We start from the raw sequence: 3,102 nt of genomic DNA, 5'->3' as shown, positions 1-3,102 counted from the left end.
TGGAGCGTGTGACATTTGGTGATGCTGCGCGCCTGTCTCGGGCAGATGTGGCATGAGCATTCCAGCGGATGACTATATCGGCGATCCGGGCGCGCCCGCCCCCTGGACGACCTCCACCCCGCGCGAGGGGTTGCGCGATACGGATCAGGCGGTGATCGTCTCGCTGGCGCCGGATGTGTGCAAATCCAGGAAACGCGCCATCCCCTACCCGGTGGTTGAGTTCTGCGGCCATGACGAAGGCTACACGCCCTCGGTGCGCTTCACCGGGCAGCGCGCGATGGTCCTGCGCTCGCACACCACGGACGTACACGGCGACGAGCCCGGGCGCGGCGGCGGCGTGGTCTCGGGCACCTGCGGCGGCATCTGCGAATCCATCGGGCATGCCGACCAGGTCTTCGCCGAAGGCTCGCCCGTCATCCGCCACCTCGACCGCTTCTACATGAACAACCGCAACACGACAGGCGAGGCAATTTTCGTCCGCGATACCGCGGTCTATACCGCCCCGGTCGATGACGACCCGCTGCCGGGGTCGCTGCGGTCCGTCTTCGTCGAAGGGGCAGAGTATGAAGTTGCAGATGCGAGTGGCGGGCCTCAGTATACCATGGCGGCTCAGGCGGCTCAGCCTGCGCCGCAACCGAGCCCTGGACCTGCCGCTCCGCGACCTCCTGCAGCACCACGCCCGCCGGGCGACGTTATCCGTCCATCTCCGGACCGTACGCCAAACTGGCAGTGGGAACAGCGCCCGCGAGAACCGAATGGGCTTGAAAGACTAGGTCGCTTTGGTCGTTGGCTTGGTCGTCGGTCTCTACCGTTGGCTTTACTGTGGCCGGACGCGGTAGCCGATGGAACCATTCCTGCGTGGGAACACCATGTCCCACAGGATGACTATGAGACATGGTTGAATGAAGAAGCTTCGAGGCAATTTGAGCTGGATCCATCGCGTCGCGGCGAGATTGAAGAGGACTTCTATCATCAGTTGGAAGGCCATCGCGCTAAACGCGCCGAACAAGATCGGCAAGCCGGACAGGCAACGGCTGCGGATACCGCGCGCATCACCCAACTGCGCCGACAACATGACTGTCTGGTCGGTCCATACTCTGTCATCCGCCCATTGTGTCCGGGCGAAGCGCACCATTTGATGCCGGATTTCGTTCTGCGCTATGGCAACAGAGCAGAGGGCATCGCGGGTCAGAACCGGATCCCGAATGCGCCGAGCCTCGCTCAAGGGATGACCATCTGCCTGTTGCGCGGCGAACACGTCGGGGTGCATGGACAGTTGAACCAGGAAATCCGTAATCTTTCTGGAAGTTCGCCGGCCTGGGGGACGGCGCCTATTCGGCAAGTTACACGTAGGGTCGTTACATCGATTAACAGGATGCCGATTCCGCCGCATTGTAAGACCCGTGCAATTGCCGCCGTACGGGCACAAATGGCGCCATTGGCCAACCAACCAGGCCGTACGACGACCACGTTGCCAAGCAACTATGGTAATCCAAGCCCGCGGGACGTTCTCGCCCGTGGCTACTACTGAGGTGATCTATGCAACCCCATGAGTTTCGCCGGTTGAACGCAGGTTGGGCCTCGGCCCCGGACCGGTTTTGCATCTCCTTCGACGAGGAGGACATCGACGATCCATTTTCGATCATTCTCAGCTACGATGGCCGGTTTCCCCAGCCGTGGAGCCGGACCGAAGTGCCGCGCCTCATTCGCAGCATCACCGGGTTCGGGTCTGATGAGACCGGCGATCCGCTCTACGCGGCGATGTCGGACGAGGGCGATGTCTACATGGTTCGGGTTGGCGGGACGACCCACGAAAAGATCCCGGGCGCAGGCATCTACAGTCCGGATGCCGCCGACCGGGGGGCTGTTTTTCAGATCCTTGTCCATCAGGGCCAACTCTGCGTGGTCGGGGACCGGGATCAGGTGTACCTGCAAGAGGGGGATGACACCTGGCGCTTCCTGGGAAGGAAGGGGATTGCCGGGCCAGACACCCTTGGTTTCCTGTCGCGAGGGGGCGTCTCGGCCGGGTCCGGGGGGCTCTTGTGTTTTGGGATGGCCGTGCATCCTACAGTAGATGGGTCTCCGGAAATAGAGACGGCCATTGATGAGGCCTTGGCTCGACAAGACTACGACGAATATGCCCGGTTGGAGGATGAGATCGCCGCCCTTACCCCCCCCGACGAGGCACAAACGCACCTCTGGCAGGATGGCACTTGGGCGCGCCTGCCCATGCCGCGGGATGTTGCCCTGCGCAATGGCTTCGCTGAGCGCGCCGATAAACTGTGGCTCGTCGGTCTCGAAGGCGCGATTTTCACTGGCAACCCACTGGACGGTTTCGAGGATGTCTCCTTCGCTGGCGACCGCGACGATCTCTACGCCATCACGCGCTTCCAGAATGAGATGATCATTGCAAGCGGTTACGCCCTGCACCGCTTTGATGGGCACATCCTGTCGCCGATGAAGCCCCCCCTTGATCCGGCGATCAATGGTGGCGTGCCCAATCCAATGGCGCTTCAGACAGTCGGCGATACCATGTTCTACTTTGACTATAAACACGGTGTCTGCCGGTGGGACGGCACTACGTGGGATTGGGTAGATATCCCCCCGGAGCTGCTGGAGCGGGAGTTCAGTGGCTTGCCATCCAAAGAATGATCATCCTTACCCGCGCCGTTGCTGCATCCGAAGTCAGCCTGACCGTCTCTGCAATTCGTAACGATTCAGAACCCTTCATGCCCGACGCGCGGTTGTTTCAATACGAGCATGAAGGCCATGGGCCGAACGGGGACAAGTGGTTCTACGATGATTTCCGGATGAGCATTCAGAGTGTTATTTTCGCGCACGAGATCGGCGGCCCGGACCGCCCCAGCTCTTACGTATATCTCTCCGCCGATGGCGAGGTGCATCATGCCGCCCGGCCTGAGCAGTATACAGAGATTATCCCGGAAACCGGAGCCGATAAGGTCGGCAACAAGTTCTACGCATACGTCAACAAACTCAGGCAGATTGGATCGCGCCTCTACGCTTGCGGCGCTGGTGGACAAATTTTCATCCGCGCGGCGCGAGACAACTGGCACATGCTGACGGATGCAGTGCTTTTCGATC

At 61.0% G+C, this 3,102-nt stretch carries 3 protein-coding genes; all 3 read left to right on the top strand.

What is annotated here, in order from left to right; translation table 11 throughout:
• Positions 1-52 precede the first annotated feature (52 nt).
• A complete protein-coding gene (locus Q1A53_RS23245) occupies positions 53-1,531 on the top strand; it encodes a DUF4150 domain-containing protein (protein WP_299971759.1) in 1,479 nt (492 codons plus the stop codon).
• Between the two features lie 8 nt (positions 1,532-1,539).
• Positions 1,540-2,652 carry a hypothetical protein gene (locus Q1A53_RS23240; RefSeq protein ID WP_299971756.1) on the top strand — a complete coding sequence of 371 codons (1,113 nt, stop codon included), beginning with the start codon at positions 1,540-1,542 and terminating at the stop codon, positions 2,650-2,652.
• Positions 2,649-3,102: hypothetical protein (locus tag Q1A53_RS23235; RefSeq protein WP_299971753.1), on the top strand; the 454-nt coding region annotated here is incomplete at its 3' end. The genes Q1A53_RS23240 and Q1A53_RS23235, both read left to right, overlap by 4 nt.

Origin of the sequence: uncultured Roseobacter sp. (assembly GCF_947496515.1) — a bacterium.
Taxonomy (GTDB): Bacteria; Pseudomonadota; Alphaproteobacteria; order Rhodobacterales; family Rhodobacteraceae; genus Roseobacter.
This window is presented reverse-complemented; position numbering and strand designations above follow the sequence as displayed.